This is a genomic window from Streptomyces lushanensis (assembly GCF_001700515.1).
Classification (GTDB): domain Bacteria; phylum Actinomycetota; class Actinomycetes; order Streptomycetales; family Streptomycetaceae; genus Streptomyces; species Streptomyces lushanensis.
On the sequence record NZ_MAUD01000074.1, the window covers coordinates 23759 to 40746 of the forward strand.

Annotated in this window: 15 protein-coding genes; 9 read left to right on the top strand and 6 right to left on the bottom strand. The window is 70.9% G+C overall.

Going from position 1 to position 16988, the window contains the following annotated elements; genetic code table 11:
* Positions 1-71 precede the first annotated feature (71 nt).
* On the bottom strand, positions 72-2192 hold the full coding sequence (glgX, locus tag BFF77_RS06635; protein ID WP_066944800.1) for a glycogen debranching protein GlgX: 2121 nt from the start codon (positions 2190-2192) through the stop codon (positions 72-74).
* Between the two features lie 375 nt (positions 2193-2567).
* On the opposite strand from glgX, the gene BFF77_RS06640 reads away from it, so the two are divergent.
* Together BFF77_RS06640 and BFF77_RS06645 are read left to right on the top strand one after the other, a co-directional pair.
* Positions 2568-3800, top strand: coding sequence for an SAV2148 family HEPN domain-containing protein (locus BFF77_RS06640; protein ID WP_066944803.1), 1233 nt, complete (start codon positions 2568-2570; stop codon positions 3798-3800).
* Positions 3801-3977: 177 nt separating this feature from the next.
* Positions 3978-4691 (top strand): exonuclease domain-containing protein, encoded by a 714-nt coding sequence (locus BFF77_RS06645; protein WP_066944840.1) that lies wholly within the window; start codon positions 3978-3980, stop codon positions 4689-4691.
* Between the two features lie 195 nt (positions 4692-4886).
* Here BFF77_RS06645 and BFF77_RS06650 read toward each other — a convergent pair whose 3' ends face one another.
* Complete coding sequence (locus BFF77_RS06650; RefSeq protein WP_066944805.1) at positions 4887-5750, bottom strand: phosphotransferase enzyme family protein; 864 nt, start codon at positions 5748-5750, stop codon at positions 4887-4889.
* Between the two features lie 149 nt (positions 5751-5899).
* Between BFF77_RS06650 and BFF77_RS06655 the strand changes: the two genes are divergently transcribed.
* The 7 genes from BFF77_RS06655 to BFF77_RS06685 all read left to right on the top strand — a co-directional run bounded on the left by BFF77_RS06655 (position 5900) and on the right by BFF77_RS06685 (position 13002).
* On the top strand, positions 5900-6868 hold the full coding sequence (locus tag BFF77_RS06655; RefSeq protein WP_079124891.1) for a carbohydrate ABC transporter permease: 969 nt from the start codon (positions 5900-5902) through the stop codon (positions 6866-6868).
* Positions 6868-7707, top strand: coding sequence for a carbohydrate ABC transporter permease (locus tag BFF77_RS06660; RefSeq protein ID WP_066944807.1), 840 nt, complete (start codon positions 6868-6870; stop codon positions 7705-7707). The genes BFF77_RS06655 and BFF77_RS06660 overlap by 1 nt, the downstream gene beginning before the upstream one ends.
* A complete protein-coding gene (locus BFF77_RS06665; protein WP_066944810.1) occupies positions 7707-9026 on the top strand; it encodes an ABC transporter substrate-binding protein in 1320 nt (439 codons plus the stop codon). The genes BFF77_RS06660 and BFF77_RS06665 overlap by 1 nt, the downstream gene beginning before the upstream one ends.
* Before the next feature lie 118 nt (positions 9027-9144).
* Positions 9145-10356 (top strand): macrolide-inactivating glycosyltransferase, encoded by a 1212-nt coding sequence (gene mgt, locus BFF77_RS06670; RefSeq protein ID WP_066944812.1) that lies wholly within the window; start codon positions 9145-9147, stop codon positions 10354-10356.
* A gap of 361 nt (positions 10357-10717) precedes the next feature.
* Positions 10718-11962, top strand: coding sequence for a S8 family peptidase (locus BFF77_RS06675; protein WP_066944815.1), 1245 nt, complete (start codon positions 10718-10720; stop codon positions 11960-11962).
* A 136-nt stretch (positions 11963-12098) separates the two neighbouring features.
* Positions 12099-12647 carry a DUF1697 domain-containing protein gene (locus tag BFF77_RS06680; protein ID WP_066944817.1) on the top strand — a complete coding sequence of 183 codons (549 nt, stop codon included), beginning with the start codon at positions 12099-12101 and terminating at the stop codon, positions 12645-12647.
* Entirely contained in the window at positions 12640-13002 is a 363-nt protein-coding gene (locus tag BFF77_RS06685; protein WP_066944819.1) for a nuclear transport factor 2 family protein, read from the top strand. The genes BFF77_RS06680 and BFF77_RS06685 overlap by 8 nt, the downstream gene beginning before the upstream one ends.
* Before the next feature lie 63 nt (positions 13003-13065).
* On the opposite strand, the gene BFF77_RS06690 is transcribed toward BFF77_RS06685, so the two are convergent.
* The 4 genes from BFF77_RS06690 to BFF77_RS06705 form a co-directional block, all read right to left on the bottom strand.
* Positions 13066-13881: a sirohydrochlorin chelatase gene (locus BFF77_RS06690; protein WP_066944822.1), complete on the bottom strand. Its 816-nt coding sequence runs from the start codon at positions 13879-13881 to the stop codon at positions 13066-13068.
* A 5-nt stretch (positions 13882-13886) separates the two neighbouring features.
* Complete coding sequence (locus tag BFF77_RS06695) at positions 13887-14858, bottom strand: ABC transporter permease (RefSeq protein ID WP_079124892.1); 972 nt, start codon at positions 14856-14858, stop codon at positions 13887-13889.
* Entirely contained in the window at positions 14845-15636 is a 792-nt protein-coding gene (locus tag BFF77_RS06700) for an ABC transporter ATP-binding protein (protein ID WP_066944825.1), read from the bottom strand. The genes BFF77_RS06695 and BFF77_RS06700 overlap by 14 nt, the downstream gene beginning before the upstream one ends.
* Positions 15637-15774: 138 nt before the next feature.
* Positions 15775-16896: an aliphatic sulfonate ABC transporter substrate-binding protein gene (locus BFF77_RS06705; protein WP_066944828.1), complete on the bottom strand. Its 1122-nt coding sequence runs from the start codon at positions 16894-16896 to the stop codon at positions 15775-15777.
* Positions 16897-16988: the final 92 nt, after the last annotated feature.

The window sequence follows — 16988 nt, forward strand, 5'->3', positions numbered from 1 at the left end:
GTACGTACCCAGCTCGGCGCCTTCTGTGTCATCGCCGCCACCGGTACCCGCCTCTCCCGGTCGGACCATGCCTACGCGGGTCGCATCAGTACCGTCATACTGCGGCCGATCATGGTGATCCGGTCGCCTCCGTCGACCTTCTCGCCCTGTCCCGGAGCCACGCCCTCCGGGCGCGCCGTGTCCACCATGATCTGCCAGTGCCTGCCGTGGTTCAGCGGCACCACGAACTCCAGCTTGTCGGCGCTCGCGTTGAACATCAGCAGGAACGAGTCGTCCGAGATCCGCTCGCCGCGCGGTCCCGGCTCCGAGATGGCGTTGCCGTTCAGGAAGACCGTCATGGCCTGCGCGTGCGCGGCCGTCCAGTCCTGCTGCTTCATCTCATCACCCTCAGGGGTGAACCACGAGATGTCCGACAGATCGTCGTGCGTGCCCTCCACCGGCCGTCCGTGGAAGAAGCGCCGGCGCCGGAAGACCGGATGGTCGCGGCGCAGCCACACCATCGCCCGGGTGAACTCCAGCATGCCGGTGTCGGTCTCCGCGCCCGGCTCCGGCCACCGGACCCAGGAGACCTCGTTGTCCTGGCAGTACGCGTTGTTGTTGCCGCTCTGCGTACGGGCGAACTCGTCGCCGTGACTGAGCATCGGGACGCCCTGGGAGAGCATCAGCGTGGCGATGAAGTTGCGCATCTGACGGTCGCGCAGCTCGATGATCGCGGGATCGTCGGTCTCGCCCTCCACTCCGCAGTTCCAGGACCGGTTGTGACTCTCGCCGTCCCGGTTGGACTCGCCGTTGGCCTCGTTGTGCTTCTCGTTGTACGAGACGAGATCGCGCAGCGTGAAGCCGTCGTGGCAGGTGGTGAAGTTGATGGAGGCCAGCGGCCGGCGGCCGTCGTCCTGGTAGAGATCGGACGAGCCGGTCAGCCGGGAGGCGAACTCCGCGAGCGTCCTCGGCTCGCCCCGCCACAGGTCCCGCACGGTGTCGCGGTACTTGCCGTTCCACTCCGTCCACAGCGGCGGGAAGTTGCCGACCTGATAACCGCCCTCGCCCACGTCCCAGGGCTCGGCGATCAGCTTCACCTGGCTGACCACCGGGTCCTGCTGCACCAGATCGAAGAACGACGACAGCCGGTCGACCTCGTGGAACTGACGGGCCAGCGTCGCCGCGAGATCGAAGCGGAAGCCGTCCACATGCATCTCGGTCACCCAGTACCGCAGCGAGTCCATGATCAGCTGGAGGACATGCGGACTGCGCATCAGCAGCGAGTTCCCGGTGCCCGTGGTGTCCGTGTAGTACCGGGGATTCTCGGCGAGCCGGTAGTACTGGGCGTTGTCGAGCCCCCGGAAGGAGAGCGTCGGACCGAGGTGGTTGCCCTCCGCCGTGTGGTTGTAGACGACATCGAGGATGACCTCGATCCCGGCCCGGTGCAGTGCCCGTACGGCCTGTTTGAACTCCAGGACCTGCTCGCCGCGGTCGCCCCACGAGGCATAGGCGTTGTGCGGGGCGAAGAAGCCGATCGTGTTGTAACCCCAGTAGTTGCCGAGGCCCGAGTCCACCAGCCGGTGGTCGTTGACGAACTGGTGTACGGGCATCAGCTCCAGCGCGGTGACGCCGAGCTCCGTGAGGTGCTCGATCACCGCCGGATGGGCGAGTCCCGCGTAGGTGCCGCGCAGCTCGTCGGGCAGCTCCGGATGGAGCATGGTCAGACCCTTCACATGGGCCTCGTAGAGCACCGTGCGGTGGTAGTCCGTACGCGGCAGCCGGTCGTCGCCCCAGTCGAAGTACGGATTGACGACGACGGAGGTCATCGTGTGCGGTGCCGAGTCCATGTCATTGCGCGAGTCCGGCTTGCCGAAGTGGTAGCCGTACACCGACTCGCCCCACTCGACACTCCCGCTGATCGCACGGGCGTACGGATCGAGCAGGAGCTTGGCGGAGTTGCAGCGGTGCCCGCGCTCGGGCTCGTACGGCCCATGGACCCGGAAGCCATAGCGCTGACCCGGCATGATGCCGGGCAGATAGGCATGCCGTACGAAGGCGTCCGTCTCGCGCAGCTCCACCGCCGTTTCTGAACCGTTGTCGTGCAGCAGGCACAACTCGATTCTGTGGGCGGCCTCTGAGTAGACCGCGAAGTTGGTGCCGGCGCCGTCGTACGTGGCGCCGAGGGGATACGTCTGTCCCGGCCAGACCTGCATAGATAGGACTCTTCCACTTCTGATCCGGGTGCTGCGGGGCCTTGCGCCAGATCTTCCCCGAAAGAAGCCCCTCGACCTAGGAACTCGGTGGGTTCTTGCCGCTGGGTCAGGCCGGGGTCAACTTCACGTTTCCGGCCGTCGCCCGGGACCGGCCGTCGTCCCAGCGGCCCCGCGAGGGCCATGACGTCCCGTCGGACCTGGGCACGCAACGGCTCCAACCACTATGAATCAGCTCACTTGTGCCGAAGTCGGCGCCGGGAACGAGCCTCACGAATAAGGGAGTTGAGAAAGGAGCCTGTGCATCGGGCTGCACCGCCTCCGGTCGGCGGAGTACCCTTCCTTGATCGTTGAAGGGGGAGAAAAGGCGGTGCGCGGGTGAGCTCGGGAGGGCTGGAGCTGCCCCCCGGTGACGCAGGTCACGCGGGGGACTCCGGCGACATCCCGCCCGGAGCGGTCTCCCTCGCGCGGCCGATGGAGATCGGGGCGGAGCTGGAATGGGGGCCTGACGCCTGGAGCGAGGTCCGTACGCGCGCCCAGCGGGCGGGACGTGCGTATATCTGGCTGAATCTGGTGGAGCAGCGGCTGCGCGCGGTGGTCGCGGCGGTGCTGCGGCCCATCTACGAGCCGGTCCACGGCGAGGAGTGGGTGGTCGCCGCGGCAGGGCCCGCGGGACAGGAGTGGGTGCAGCGCGCCGTCGCCGTACGGGAGGTCTCGCGGCGCAAGGGCTATCTGCTCGATCCGGCCGACGACAATGTCCTGAGCTTTCTCACGCTGCCGCAGCTCCGTGAGCTGATGGTGCAGCACTGGCCGGGATTCGAACCGTATTTCGACGACCGCAGGGATGTGGAGCTGGCGCTCGACGAGCTGGAGGTCGCGCGGAATGTCGTGTCCCGCAATCGCGCGCTCTCCGAGACGGTCCTCGCCCAGGCGGAGCGGGCCTCGGCCCGGCTGCTGGAGATCCTCGGCGGCGGCAGCGGAGTGCCGTCGGCGGCCCGGCTGCGGGTCGACGCCATGGAGGATCTGGTCGGCGACCGGTACGCGGACGTGGTCTCCGTCCATCCCGACCGGGTCCGGCTGCAACGGCAGATCCCGGCGGAGGATCTCTTCGGAGGCGCCCGGCGTGTCGACGCCATCGGGATCGGACTGAACCTGCTCGTCCAGAACTTCTCCGGGCGCCGGCTGATCCGGCTCGCCGAGTCGGGCTGCCGGATACGGCTGGTGTTCCTCAACCCGGCGAGCAGCGCTGTCAAACGGCGGGAGCGCGAGCTCGGGCTCAAGAAGGGCGAACTGAGCCGTTCGGTGGAGATGAACATCCTTCACATGCGCCGGGTGCGCTCCCGGCTGCGCGATCCGGGCGCCTTCGAGATCCACGTCTTCGACGAGACACCGCGCTTCACCGCGTATCTGGTCGACGGCGACGGCGCCGACGGGCTCGCCGTGGTGCAGTCGTATCTGCGGCGGGCACGCGGGATGGAGGCGCCGGTCCTGGTGCTGCGGGGCGGCGGACGTGAGGTCGTCCGTTCGGGACAGGAGACGGAGCACGGTCTCTTCCAGACCTACCGCGAGGAGTTCGAGTCGGTCTGGACGGACTCCCGTCCGGTCTCCTGAGCCCGCGTGCGACCGGCGGGTCCGGCCGGCCGGGCCCGACCGGTGGTCCGGGCGTTGTCAGTGGCGCGTGGCAGGGTGAATGTCCGGCGGGGGAGCACCAACGGGGGCAGCGCCACCGCACCATGAGGGAGGGCCATGATGACTTGGCACGGGGAACGGCCGGCCGAGAGCTGGGCGATGAGCTGGCTCGGCGGGCCGCTGGTGGCCTTCGATCTGGAGACCACCGGCACGGACGTGGAGAGCGACCGGATCGTCACGGCGGCGCTCGTACGGCTGGAGGCGGACGGGGCGGTCTCGCGGGAACGGGCCTGGCTCATCGATCCGGGCGTGGCCGTGCCCGAGCAGGCGTCGGCGATCCACGGCATCTCGACGGACCACGCGCGTCGGCACGGACTGCCGGCCGCCGCGGCGATCGAGGAGATCGCCGAGGCCGTCGCCGAGGTGCTGCGTTCGGGCACGCCCCTGGTGGTGATGAACGCGCGGTACGACCTGTCGTTGCTGGACCGTGAGTGCGGGCGGTACGGGGCGGAGTCGGTCAGCGAGCGGCTGGGCGAGGCACCGTCACCGGTCATCGACCCGCTGGTGATAGACAAGCACGTCGACAAGTACCGGAAGGGCAAGCGGGCCCTTCAGGCGCTCTGCGCGCACTACGGGGTGCCGCTCGAGGACGCCCACGACGCGAGGGCGGACGCGCTGGCCGCGGCCCGGGTGGTGCGGCGCATGGGCGAGCGGCACCAGCCTGTCGGGCTGCTGCCACCGGCCGAGCTGCACGACCTTCAAGTCGGCGCGGCGGCCGAGCAGTCGGCCTCCTTGCAGGCCTATCTGCGGCGCACCGCGAATCCGGCGGCGGTGGTCGAGCAGGCCTGGCCGGTCATTCCGCGGAGCCGGTGACCCAGGGTCTTTCGTTCGGATCCGGCCGGACCGACGACAACGCCGCGAGGCGCGGTGCCGTGGCACGCGGGCCCGGCAAGATCCGAACGAGAGGCCCTCGGCCCCCGGGCCCTGCCGGGCCGGCCTTCGCGGGTCCGGCGGACCGGTCGGACAGGACCGGGGCGGAGCACCGGCGGCGGGTGTCCCGGCGGTCCGTCAGAACGGGTGCCAGCGGACCTCGGGGTCGTTGTCGCGCAGGGAGGCGACTCTGCGGCGGAACTCCGCGAGGGCCTTGGGGTTGGTCGGGGCGTGCTGGGCCACCCAGGCGCAGCTCGCCGTCTCGCGGGCGCCGCGCAGGACCGGACAGCCGGGCCAGTCGCGGACGTCCCAGCCGTAGACGGCGGTGAAGGTGTCGTACGCCTCGGCGGACAGGCCGTAGCGGTCGCGGGAGAGGGCCATCACCACCAGATCGTGTTCCCGGAGGTCCGAGGAGAAGGTCTCCAGATCGACCAGGACCGGTCCTTGCGGGCCCACATGGACATTGCGCGGCAGCGCGTCGCCGTGGACCGGGCCCGGTGGCAGTTCCGGCGTGAGCGTGGTCCCGGCCTCGGCGAAGCCGTCCCGGCGCTCACGGAGATAGCCGGCGTCGGCCGGGTCGATCGCGTCGCCCGCGATCCGCAGCCAGCGTTCGACTCCGCCGAGCAGATCCCGGCGGGGCAGCGCGAAGGGGGGAGCGGGCAGTGCGTGGACGAGCCGGAGCAGGGACGCCAGATCGCCGGGGCCCGGGGGCCTCACGGCGGCGGGCAGCCGGTGCCAGACGGTCACCGGATGGCCGTCCACCGACCGGGGGCGCGGTTCCGCGGCGCGCACGGCCGGAATGCCGCACTCCGCGAGCCAGGACGCGATGGCGACTTCACGCCGTGCGCGCTCCAGCAGTTCGGGGTGGTCCTCGGCATCGCGTCCGACCTTGACGATCAGCCCACCGGCCCCGAACACCGCGTTCTCCCCGAGGGAGAGCAGCTCAGCGGTGTCCGGCAGCCCCGTCGCGGCCAGGATCTCCCGCGCGCGTGCCTCGTGCATCGTTCGCCCACTCATCCGTACTTCCGGCCGATCGGTCCTGGCAAGTCTCGCATCCGTGCGGACCGCCTTGACGGGCGGAGACCCGCTCAGCACGATGACAGGGACCGCCAGGGCTGTACCCCCACAAGCCGCCCGAAGGAGTCGAATCCGTGACATCGGCGACCGCGGTGGAGCGGTCACGCAAGGAACGGTCGGGCAGGAAACGGTCCGTTGGCGGGCGCCCGGCACGGCCGGGGCGGCCGGGCAGGCCACTGGATCACGGCGCCTGGTTCCTGGTGCTGCCCGCGCTGCTCCCGATCCTGGTGCTGAGCGTCGGACCGCTGCTCTACGGCGTCGCGCTCGCCTTCACCGACGCGCAGTCCGGCCGTACCGAGCCCACCGAGTGGATCGGCGCGCTCAACTTCCGGGATCTGCTGCACGACACCCTCTTCTGGGACTCCTTCGGGATCGGTCTGCTGTGGGCGCTCGGTGTGACCCTGCCGCAGTTCGTGCTCGCGCTCGGTCTCGCCCTGCTGCTCAACCAGAATCTCCGCTTCCGCTGGCCGGCCCGCGCCCTGGCGATCATTCCCTGGGCGATGCCCGAGGTGGTCGTCGGCATCATGTGGCGGCTCGTCTACAACGCCGACGCCGGAATCCTCAACGAGACCTTGCGGGATCTCGGCCTCGGCGAGGGGCGGGACTGGCTGACCGGGCTCGCCACCGCTCTGCCCGCGGTGATCGTCGTCGGTGTCTGGGCCGGTATGCCGCAGACGACGGTCGCGCTGCTGGCCGGTCTCCAGAACACCCCGCGCGAACTGCACGAGGCCGCGGCGCTGGACGGCGCCGGGGCCTGGCGCCGGTTCCGTACCGTCACCTGGCCCGCGCTCCGGCCGGTCGCGCTGGCCATCACGGCGCTCAATCTCATCTGGAACTTCAACTCCTTCGCGCTGGTCTACGTGCTGACCAACGGCGGACCGGGCGGACGCACCCGGCTGCCCATGCTCTTCGCGTACGAGGAGGCCTTCCGCTACGGCCAGTTCGGCTATGCCGCCGCCATGGGGTGCGTGATGGTGGCCGTGATCGCGGTGATCCTCGCGCTCCAGCTCGTAGGGCGGCTCCGACAGGGAGGGGACGAGTGATGAGTCCGCGTACCGGCGGATCCGCGCGCGCCGGACAGTATCTCGCGCTCGTGTGCTATCTCGCCTTTCTCGCGCTGCCGTTCCTGTGGCTGCTCTCCATCGCCTTCAAACCCGCCAGGGAGCTGGGCAGTCTCCACCCCACCTGGATCCCGCGCGACCCGACGCTGGGCAACTTCCGCCAGGCCTTCGAGGAACAGCCGCTGCTGCGGGCGGCGGGCAACAGTCTGACCGCCGCCGTGGCCGCGGCCCTGGTCGCCGTGGTCCTCGCGACCCCCATGGCCTATGTGATGGCCCGCCGACGCGGAAGACTCGCGGCGGCGGCGACGGGCTGGGTGGTGATCAGCCAGGCGTTCCCGTTCGTCCTGGTGATCATTCCGCTCTTCCTGGTGCTCAGGAATCTGCGTCTGGTCAACTCGCTGACCGGGCTGATCATGGTGTACGCCGTATGGGCCCTGCCGTTCGCGCTCTGGATGCTCAGCGGCTATGTCCGGGCCCTGCCCGTCGAGTTGGAGGAGGCGGCGGCCGTGGACGGCGCGGGCAGGCTCCGTACGCTCGTCTCGGTCACCGGACCGCTGCTGGCTCCCGGCATCGTGGCCACGGCGCTCTTCGCCTTCGTCACCGCGTGGAACGAGTTCTTCTTCGCGCTCGTCCTGCTCAAGTCCCCGGAGAAACAGACGCTGCCGGTGGTCCTCACCCACTTTCTGGGAGCGGAGGGCGTGGCCGATCTGGGGCCGCTGGCCGCCGCGGCGTTTCTCGCGACACTGCCCTCGCTCGTGATCTTCGCGGTCATCCAGCGGCGGATCACGGGCGGGATGCTCGCCGGGGCGGTGAAGAGCTGATGCGTCCTTCGCGCGGACGGCCGCGCATACGGAAGGCGTCGGTCGTGGCGGCCGTCGTCGCCCTGCTGCTCGGCGGTTGCTCGGCTGACGGCGGCGGGACGCGCGGCGGCCGGATCACCCTGCGCTTCCAGTCCCTGGCCTGGCAGGACGAGTCGGTCCAGGTCAACAAGGAACTGGTGGAGGAGTGGAACGCGGCACATCCGGAGATCCGGGTCGAGTACGTCCAGGGAAGCTGGGACAGCGTCCATGACCAGCTGCTCACCTCCTTCGAGGGCGGTGAGGCGCCGGACATCATCCATGACGCCTCCGACGATCTGGCCGACTTCGCGTACGGCGGCCGTCTCGCCGATCTCGGCCCTCTGCTGCCCGGCCGGCTCGAACGGGACATCCCGGACCGTGCCTGGCGGACGGCCACCTTCGGCGAGGGTGTGTACGGGGTGCCGTTCCTCCAGGAGCCGCGTGTCCTGATCGCGAACAGGAAGATCCTCGAAGCCTCCGGTGTCCGCGTTCCGACCGCCGAGGAGCCCTGGAGCTGGCCGGAGTTCCGGCGGATCGCCCGGGAGCTGACCAGGTGGATGGGCCCGGGGAAGTACGCGGTCGCCTGGCCGTTGAAGGATCCCGTCTCCGCCACACTCAATCTCGGGCTCTCCGCCGGCGGGCGGCTCTTCCACCGGGGCGCGGACGGCAGGGTGACGATCCGGTTCACCGACGCGGACGGAGTGGTCCCGGACACCGTCCACGACCAGGTCAACGAGGACCGGAGCGCGTCCGGCGCCACGCTGGGCATGGGCGGATCGGACACCCTGCCCGGTCTGTTCGGCGGCAAGTACGCGATGGTCCCGCTGGGCTTCTCGTACCGCCAGCAGATCATCCAGCAGGCGCCGGAGGGATTCGAGTGGACGGTACTGCCCGCGCCCGCCGGTGAGAGCGGGGGCCTCGCCCAGGGAGTCAGTCCGCAGACGCTCTCCGTCGCCGAGGACAGCCCGTACAAGAAGGAGGCGGTGCGGTTCATCGACTTCCTGCTGCGGCCGGAGAACATGGTGCGGCTCGCCAAGGGCGACTGGATGCTGCCGACCGGTACGCGGGCGCTCCAGGACCCGTCCCTGCGGGTCGCCGAGGACGGCTGGGCGACGGGCGCCGCGCTCGCGCGGGAGCTGCGTCCGGCTCCCGCCCAGTCGGTGCGCGGCTATCCCGAGTGGAAGGACAAGGTGGCGACACCGGCGCTCCAGGAGTACTACAGCGGGGCGATCGGCCGTGCCGAGCTGGAGAAGCGGCTGGTCGAGGACGGGAACAGAGTGCTGGCCCGCTATCAGCGCTGACCGGCGGGCCGGTCGCTGACGGCCGGTCGCCGACAGTCGGCCGGTGGCCGGTGGCCGGTGGTCGGCCGGGGCGGATATCGGATTGCACGAGACGTCTCGTCTTGTCTACGGTGGGGTCATGACCGTATCGCGCCCCGCCCACATCGCCATGTTCTCCATCGCCGCCCATGGGCATGTGAATCCGAGCCTCGACATCATCAGGGAGCTGGTCGCCCGCGGGCACCGGGTCAGTTACGCGATCCCCGCCCCCTTCGCCGAGAAGGTCGCGGCGACCGGCGCCCGGCCGGTGATCTACACCTCCGTCCTGCCGGGGCCCGACGACGATCCGGCGGCCTGGGGCACGGAACTGATCGACAATGTCGAACCGTTCCTCGACGACGCGATCCAGGCGCTTCCGCGGCTCGCCGCCGCGTTCGCGAACGACCGGCCCGATCTGGTCCTCAGTGACATCACGTCCTATCCGGCGCCGGTCCTGGCGCACCAATGGGGTGTTCCGTACATCCAGCTCTCGCCGAATCTGGTCGCCTGGGAGGGATACGAGGAGGAGGTCGGCGAGCCGATGCTCGCGCAGCTGCGGGCTTCCGCGCGCGGCCGTGCCTACCGCGCGCGCTTCGCGGACTGGCTCAAGGAGCAGGGCATGGACCACACCGACCCGGACCGGCTGGTCGCCAGGCCCGGCCGCTCCCTGGTGCTCATCCCCAAGGCGCTGCAACCGCACGCCGACCGCGTGGACGAATCCGTTTACACCTTTGTCGGCGCCTGCCAGGGCGATCGCGCGGAGCAGGGCGAGTGGCGGCGGCCGGCCGGGGCGGAGAAGGTCCTGCTGGTCTCGCTCGGCTCGGCCTTCACCAAGCGGCCCGCGTTCTACCGGGCGTGTGTCGAGGCCTTCGGCGGTCTGCCCGGCTGGTACGCGGTGCTCCAGGTCGGGTCCCATGTGGACGCGTCCGAACTGGGCGAGGTGCCGTCCAATGTCGAGGTGCGTCACTGGGTGCCGCAGCTCGCCGTTCTCCGCCAGGCCGACGCCTTCATCACCCACGCGGGCGCGGGCGGCAGCCAGGAGGGCCTGGCGACGGGCACACCGATGGTCGCCGTACCGCAGGCGGTCGACCAGTTCGGCAACGCCGACATGCTCGTCTCGCTGGGTGTGGCCCGGCGCCTCGACACGGAAGAGGCGACACCGGAGGCGCTGCGGGAGGCGGTGCTGGCGCTGGTCTCCGATCCGGAGGTGGCCGGGAGGCTCGCCGGGATCCGGCGCGCGATGGCGGCGGAGGGCGGCACCCCGAGGGCGGCCGATCTGATCGAATCGGCGCTCCCCGCCGCGGTGTCCTGAGGCGTCGACGCGGCCGGACCGGCCGGGAGCGCGGCGGCCCGCGGTGCCGTCCTTCCCGGAAGGCGGGGTCGGGCCATTTCGTCGTCGTTTCCCCGATGCGGGGAGGGAGGTCCGTTCCTCCCGGCGCCGGTCATATCTCCGACAAGAGGGAGCGAAGCCTCGTGTCACGGGCGGGGGCCGGCGGGCGGGCCCGGCGCTTTCCGGACTGGCCGATTCCTTACGCGGATTGAGGTTTACCAGGTCACCGCCGCCCCAGGGTCTTGATCTGAACGCGTCAATCGGCCAGGGTTCGAGCCAGTTCGGCGGAGACTCCTGTCCGCCGGGCCTCCCCCCACGGAAGATGACGAGGAGTTCCCTCTTCATGGCAATTCGACAACGTGCGACCAGGACCAAACTCATCGCCGCCCTCACGGCCGTCGTGGCGGCGGCCGGAATCACCGCGCTCACCTCCCCCACGGCGGGCGCGGCTCCGGCACAGGGTGTGGTGTACGGCGCCGGCGCCCAGGACGCGGCGGCCGGCGGCTACATCGTGATGCTGCACCGGACGGACGGGCCGGGCGCCGGCCGGCCGGGCGCCCGGCAGACCCACGACAGGACCGGGAAGCGGGAACTGGCCGAGGAGTACGGCGGCCGGCTCGCGCGGAACTACACCACGGCCCTCAACGGCTTCTCGGCCGACGGACTCACCGGGGCGGAGGCCGCGCGTCTGGCCGCCGACCCGGCCGTCGCCATGGTCGTCCGGAACAAGACCTTCACCGTCAACGCCACCCAGAGCGACCCGCCCTCCTGGGGTCTCGACCGCGTCGACCAGACCGCGACCGCCGGGGACAGCGCGTACACCTACCCGGACGGCGCCGGCGAGGGCGTGACCGCGTATGTCATCGACACCGGCGTCCGGATCACCCATCAGGACTTCGAGGGCCGTGCGAGCCACGGCTACGACGCCATCGACGGTGACAACTCGGCCGACGACGGCTACGGGCACGGCACGCATGTCGCCGGAACCATCGCCGGCGCCGCGCACGGAGTCGCCAAGAAGGCGAAGATCGTCTCCGTGCGGGTGCTGGACAACAGCGGCTTCGGCACCACCGAGCAGGTCATCGCCGGGATCGACTGGGTCGCCGCGAACCACCGGGGCCCCTCCGTCGCCAATATGAGCCTCGGCGGCGGCGCCGACCCGGCCCTCGACGAAGCCGTACGCAACGCCATCGCCACCGGTGTCACCTTCGGCGTCGCCGCCGGCAACAACGCCTTCGACGCGAGCCAGATCTCCCCGGCGCGCGTCGAGGAGGCGATCACGGTCGCCTCGTCCACCGTGGACGACGCGCAGTCGTCCTTCTCCAACTTCGGCCCGCTCGTGGACATCTACGCCCCGGGCTCCGGCATCATCTCGGACTGGAACAACAGCGACACCGCCGTCAGCACCAGCTCCGGCACCTCGATGGCCACCCCCCATGTGGTCGGCGCGGCAGCCCTCCATCTCGGCGCCCACCCGGACGCGACGCCCGAGCAGGTCGCCACGGCCCTGACCGACGGTGCCACGCCCGGCGCGATCGTCAACGCGTCGCCGGACACCGTGAACAAGCTGCTGAAGATCGTCGAATAGCCGTCACCGGCTGCCGCGGCCGGGCAGCCGTACGGCCCGCGGAACCGGCGGCCGTCGCGCTCTCCCCCACGGGGCGCGGCGGCCGTCCCGCTCGCGTCCGCTGCCCCGGGCACGGACCGCGGCCTATCGTGGGCGGATGACCACGACATACGGGGCGCTTCTGCGCGGGATCAATGTCAGCGGCCACCGACGCGTTCCGATGGCCGATCTGCGCGAGCTGCTCTCCGAACTGGGCCATCGCGACGTCCGTACGTATCTCCAGAGCGGCAACGCGGTCTTCACCAGCGACTCCGACGACGAGGACGCCCTGACCGGCGGGCTGGAGCGGGCCATCGAGCGGCGCTTCGGATTCACCGTCGACGTTCTGGTGCGCGGCGCCGCCTATCTGCGGGCCGTCGCCGAGGAGTGCCCCTTTCCCGCCGCCACCCTTGAGGGCAGGCAGCTCCACGCCACCTACTTCTCCGCGCCGGTGGACGCCGAGCGGTTCGCCGCCGTCGACCGGGCCGCGTACCTCCCGGAGGACTTCCGGCTGGGGGACCGCGTGCTGTACCTCTACACGCCGAACGGTCTCGGCCGCTCCAAGCTCTCCGAAGCGCTCGCCAGGCCGGGCCTGTTGAAGGGCGTCACGGCCACCAGCCGCAACTGGAACACCGTCGTCAAGCTGGTGGAGCTGACCCGTGCCTGAGCGTGCCTCCGCGATCTCGTCCGTCATCAAGGCCGAACTGCGGCTGCTGGACCCGGCGGTCCGCGCCTGCGCGGACCGGCTCGCGGAACTGCTCCATCCGGACTTCAGGGAGTTCGGTGCCTCGGGCCGGGAGCGGGACCGCGGCTCGATCGTCGCCGCGCTCACCGCGAAGGGCGCGCCGGGGCCCCGGCCGATCACCACCTCCAAGATGCGAGGTGTCCAGCTCGCTCCGGGGGTGGTGCTGCTGACCTTCGACACGGAGTTCAACGGCCTGCGGGCCCACCGGAGTTCGGTGTGGCGGCTGACCGAGAGCGGATGGCGGCTCTATTTCCATCAGGGCACACCGTTCGGCTGATCCGCGCCGTCCGGCGCGGCACAGCGCGGCACAGCGCGGTGTGCCGTGGCGTCGCGCGGCGTTCTACGCGGGCCGGGCCAGCGGTACGAGGGCGTTCGGGGCCGCGGCCCGATCGTCGTAGCGGCGCAGCAGCAGCCGTGCCAGCTCCGGGGCCGCGCCCAGCACTCCGGCCAGTACGTCGGCGCCGCCCTCGCGGGCACCGGCGGCGATCCGGTCGGGAAGGAACCCGGGAGCGATGACATAAGGCGCCACGGCGATTTTCCGTACCCCCTCGGCCCGCAGCGCGCGCACCGCGTCCTCGGTGCGCGGCAGCGAGGCGGAGGCGAACGCGGGCCGCACGGCGCACCAGCCGGTACGCCGCCACTCCCGCGCGATGCCGTCGATCACCGCGATCGCCTCCGGGTCGGAGGAGCCCGCCGAGGCCAGTACGATCCCGGTCGAGGCCCGGTCGGCGGGCCTGAGCCCGGCCTCGTGCAGCCGCCGCTCCAGCGCGTCGGTCAGCAGCGGTGACGGACCGAGCACCTCGGCCCGGCGGACGCGCAGCAGAGGATGGCGCGCCGCCGCCTCGTGCAGCACCGCCGGGATGTCGGCCTTGGCGTGGAAGGCGCGTGTCAGGAGCAGCGGCAGGACCACCACGTCCCGGACGTCCTCCCGCGCCAGCCGGTCCAGCAGCCGTGGCACGGCGGGCGCGTTGAAGTCCAGGAAGCCGGTCTCCACCCGCAGCCCGGGGCGCAGCGAGCGCAGCCGCGCGGTCAGGGCGTGCACGGTCGCGGCGTGCCGCGGATCGCGGCTGCCGTGGGCCACGACGAGCAGCACGGGCCGCGGCACGGGCCGGCGACCGGACCGGGGCGCGGACGGCTGGACGGAGTGGTGGCGCATGGAAATCAGCTTTTCACGAGAAGACCGCGACCGCGCAGCACCCGCCGCTCCAGCGGACTGAAGATCAGCAGGTCGATGGCGATACCGACGATCAGGATGAGGAAGATGGCGAGGAACACCATGGGCATGCTGCCGACCGTACGGCCGTTCTCCAGCAACTGGCCGAGCCCCACACCGAGATCGGGCGAGGACGCGATGATCTCCGCGGCCATCAGCGAGCGCCAGGAGAACGCCCAGCCCTGCTTCAGCCCGGCCAGATAGCCCGGCAGCGCCGCGGGCATCACGATGTGCCAGGTGCCGCGCAGCCCGGTCGCGCCGAGCGTGCGCCCGGCCCGCAGGAACAGCGGCGGCACCTGGTCGACACCGGAGACCAGACCGTTGGCGATCGAGGGAACCGCGCCGAGCAGGATCACCGCGTACATCATCGAGTCGTTCAGCCCGAGCCAGATCACCGCGGGCGGCACCCAGGCCACCGAGGGCAGCGACTGGAGTCCGGACAGGATCGGGCCGATGGCCGCGCGGACGAACCGTACCCGGGCCACCAGCAGCCCGAGCGGGGTGCCGATCGCCAGGGCCAGCAGGAAGCCCAGCAGGCCGCGCGAGACGCTGGTCCAGATGTAGCCGAGCAGGGTGCCCTGGGCCCAGGCGTCCGCCACCTCGTCCCACACCGCCGTCGGCGACGGCAGCTTGTAGTCGTCGGTGATCTTCGCCCAGACGAGGATCTGCCACACCACCAGCACCAGCGCGACGGCGATGACGGGCGGCAGGACCTTCTGGACGAGCGTCCGGCGCAGCGGTGTCCGTCCGGTCTGCACGGTGTCCAGCGCGTCGAGCCCGGCCTCCAGACCCGCCAGATCGTGCTGGAGTCCCGGATCCGCCGGGCTTCCGGCCGCCGTCCGGCTCCTCGACGCCGCGTCGCCCGCCGCCGGGTCCCGCGGTGCCGTGTCCTTCGGTGCTGTCGTGTCAGTGCTGCCCATGGCGGCGGATCTCCCCACGCAGTTCTTCGGTGATCTCGACGGACAGCTCCGCGACGGCGGGGTCCTCGATACGGCGCGGCTGCGGGATGTCCACACGCCACTCATGGGCCACCCGGCCGGGCCGCGACGACAGCAGGACGACCCGCTCGGCGAGCCGCACCGCCTCCCGTACGTTGTGCGTCACGAACAGCACCGACAGATCGGTCTCACGCCAGATCCTGGTCAGCTCGTCGTGCAGCACGTCCCGGGTGATGGCGTCCAGCGCCGCGAACGGCTCGTCCATCAGGAGCAGTTGGCTGTCCTGTGCGAGCGCGCGGGCCAACGCGACCCGCTGCCGCATCCCGCCGGACAGCTCGTGCACCCGCTTGCCGTACGAGCCGTCGAGACGGACGAGGGAGAGCAGCCGCTCCGCCTCGCCGCGCCGCTCCTGCTTGGCCACGCCGCGCAGCCGCAGCGCCAGTTCGATGTTCTTGCCCGCGGTCAGCCACGGGAACAGCGCGTGCTCCTGGAACATCAGGGCGGGCCGTCCGCCGGGCGTCTCGATGGACCCGGCGGACGGAGCGTCCAGTCCCGCGACCAGATTGAGCAGGGTGGACTTGCCGCACCCCGACGCTCCCAGGAGGGTGACGAACTCGCCGGGAGCGACATCGAGGGTGATGTCGTCCAGGACGAGCTGCTGCCCGGCGGGCGTCACGAAGGACTTCGAGACATGCGCGATACGGGCGGCGTGGTCCACCGCCGGGGTGCTGTCGGCGGCCTTGGCGAGGGCTGTCGCCATGGTCGTCACCTCCTGGGAACGGTGTGGGAAGGGTCAGGAATCACGCGGACGCGGTGGATCCGCCGGGCGCGGCGGGTCCGTCTGTCCCGTCCGGTCCGGCGGAGGTGCCGGACCGGACGGACGCCGTGGACCTCGCGGCTACTTGACGCCGAGACCGGCGTCGGAGACCTCGGGCTCACCGGCGGCCGTGAGCACCTTGTTCAGCGGCCGCAGATCGTAGATACCGGCCAGGTCGGGCTTCTCCAGCAGACCGGCCTTGACCGCGTGGTCGGCCTCGGACTGGAGCGTGGCGGCCAGCGGGTCGTTGATGATCTCGATCGACTCCCACGCCGGGTCGAGCACCTCCGGCGGCAGCGCCTTGCCGGAGAGCGTCTTGAGCGCCTCGTTGGCGGACGCCTTCGCCTGGGCGTCGTTGGCGTTGATCCACTCGTTGGTCTTCACCGAGGCGCGGAGCACGGCCTCGACCACGTCCGGGTGCTCACCGAGGAACTTCTGCGACACGATGATGTTCGTGATCACGAACTTCTTGTCCGGCCACAGGTCGGACTCGTTCAGCAGCTCCTTGGCGCCCTCGGCGACCAGCTTGGACGCGGTCGGCTCCGGTACCCAGGCGCCGTCGATGGAGCCCGCCTTGTAGGCGTCCGGCGTGATCTTGTTGTCCGTACGGACGACGGACACATCGCCCTTGCCGGACTGGGCGTCGACCTTCCAGCCCTTCTCGGATATCCAGTTGAGGAAGGCCACGTCCTGGGTGTTGCCGAGCTGCGGCGTGGCGATCTTCTTGCCCTTGATGTCGTCCAGGGTCTTGATCTTCGCGGGATTGACCACGAGCTTGACACCGCCGGAGGCCGAACCGCCGATGATGCGCAGGCTCTCGCCGCCGGTCTGGGCGTAGCCGTTGATGGCGGGCGACGGGCCGATGAAGCCGATGTCGATGCTGCCGGCGTTGAGCGCCTCGATCTCGGAGGGGCCCGCGTTGAAGGTGGAGGGCGCCACCTTCGTACCGCCGAGCTCCTTCTGGAAGAGCCCTTCCTGGATGCCGACCAGGGCCGTGGCATGGGTCAGGTTCGGGAAGTAGCCGATCTTGACCGTGTCGGCCGAGAGAGCCTTGCCCGACGCGGCGGGAGCGGCCTTGTCCGCGGCCTTGTCGGTGGTGGATTCCGAGCCGTAGCCGCAGGAGGTGAGTACGGCGGTGAGCAGCGGCAGTGCGGTGGCGACGGCGGCGAGGCGGCGGCGCGCGAGGGAGCGGGAGGCTGGCACGGGAGGTTTTCCTCTCGTCGGCCGGTGCTCACGCCCTTCCGGAGTACGGGGGCGGGACCGGGCGGTCGGCGGGTCTTCGGCGGTGCGGGGGG

Coding starts and splice junctions, on each gene's coding strand:
- glgX (WP_066944800.1), bottom strand. CDS start 2,192: ATGCAGGTCTGGCCGGGACAGACGTATCCCCTCGGCGCCACGTACGAC.
- BFF77_RS06645 (WP_066944840.1), top strand. CDS start 3,978: ATGAGCTGGCTCGGCGGGCCGCTGGTGGCCTTCGATCTGGAGACCACC.
- BFF77_RS06650 (WP_066944805.1), bottom strand. CDS start 5,750: ATGCACGAGGCACGCGCGCGGGAGATCCTGGCCGCGACGGGGCTGCCG.
- BFF77_RS06660 (WP_066944807.1), top strand. CDS start 6,868: ATGAGTCCGCGTACCGGCGGATCCGCGCGCGCCGGACAGTATCTCGCG.
- BFF77_RS06665 (WP_066944810.1), top strand. CDS start 7,707: ATGCGTCCTTCGCGCGGACGGCCGCGCATACGGAAGGCGTCGGTCGTG.
- mgt (WP_066944812.1), top strand. CDS start 9,145: ATGACCGTATCGCGCCCCGCCCACATCGCCATGTTCTCCATCGCCGCC.
- BFF77_RS06675 (WP_066944815.1), top strand. CDS start 10,718: ATGGCAATTCGACAACGTGCGACCAGGACCAAACTCATCGCCGCCCTC.
- BFF77_RS06680 (WP_066944817.1), top strand. CDS start 12,099: ATGACCACGACATACGGGGCGCTTCTGCGCGGGATCAATGTCAGCGGC.
- BFF77_RS06690 (WP_066944822.1), bottom strand. CDS start 13,881: ATGCGCCACCACTCCGTCCAGCCGTCCGCGCCCCGGTCCGGTCGCCGG.
- BFF77_RS06695 (WP_079124892.1), bottom strand. CDS start 14,858: ATGGGCAGCACTGACACGACAGCACCGAAGGACACGGCACCGCGGGAC.
- BFF77_RS06700 (WP_066944825.1), bottom strand. CDS start 15,636: ATGGCGACAGCCCTCGCCAAGGCCGCCGACAGCACCCCGGCGGTGGAC.